This window comes from Leptolyngbya sp. BC1307 (assembly GCF_002286735.1).
GTDB lineage: Bacteria > Cyanobacteriota > Cyanobacteriia > Phormidesmidales > Phormidesmidaceae > Phormidesmis.
This window is the reverse complement of sequence record NZ_NRTA01000174.1, coordinates 1-867: the sequence shown is the minus strand read 5'-3', so window position 1 is coordinate 867 and position 867 is coordinate 1. Positions and strand designations below refer to the sequence as shown.

Here is an 867-nt window from a genome sequence, read left to right as displayed (position 1 = left end):
AATGACTATAGCAATGGGACAAGCGCCCGCCGGGCGGGGACGGTTTGACGTTCTCGACGACTGGCTAAAGCGCGACCGATTTGTCTTTATCGGCTGGTCTGGTCTACTGCTGTTTCCGTGCGCCTTCATGGCAATCGGCGGCTGGATGACTGGCACCACCTTTGTCACCTCGTGGTACACCCACGGGTTGGCAAGTTCTTACCTGGAAGGCTGCAACTTTCTGACGGTTGCGGTTTCCACCCCTGCAGACAGCATGGGGCACTCGCTCTTGCTGCTGTGGGGCCCTGAAGCCCAAGGCGACTTCGTGCGCTGGTGTCAGATTGGCGGACTGTGGGCGTTTGTAGCGCTGCACGGCGCGTTTGGTCTGATTGGCTTCATGCTGCGCCAGTTTGAGATTGCCCGCCTGGTCGGCATTCGGCCTTACAATGCGATCGCCTTTTCTGGTCCGATTGCGGTGTTTGTGTCAGTGTTTTTGCTGTACCCGCTGGGCCAGTCGTCGTGGTTCTTTGCGCCGAGCTTTGGGGTAGCGGCAATCTTCCGCTTCCTGCTGTTCTTGCAGGGCTTCCACAACTGGACGCTGAACCCGTTCCATATGATGGGCGTGGCCGGCATCCTGGGTGGTGCGCTGCTCTGTGCGATTCACGGTGCGACCGTGGAGAACACCTTGTTTGAAGATGGCGAGAATGCCAACACCTTCCGCGCGTTTGAGCCGACTCAGTCGGAAGAGACGTATTCGATGGTGACGGCAAACCGATTCTGGTCACAGATTTTCGGGATTGCGTTTTCGAACAAGCGCTGGCTGCACTTTTTCATGCTGTTTGTGCCGGTGACGGGCTTATGGATGAGCTCTATTGGCATTGTCGGCCT

At 57.4% G+C, this 867-nt stretch carries 1 protein-coding gene; it reads left to right on the top strand.

Translation table 11 applies throughout. The features are described from left to right. Position 1: 1 nt before the first annotated feature. Positions 2–867 (top strand): photosystem II D2 protein (photosystem q(a) protein) (gene psbD / locus CKL79_RS22640; RefSeq protein ID WP_121971735.1); only part of this gene is annotated, 866 nt, incomplete at its 3' end.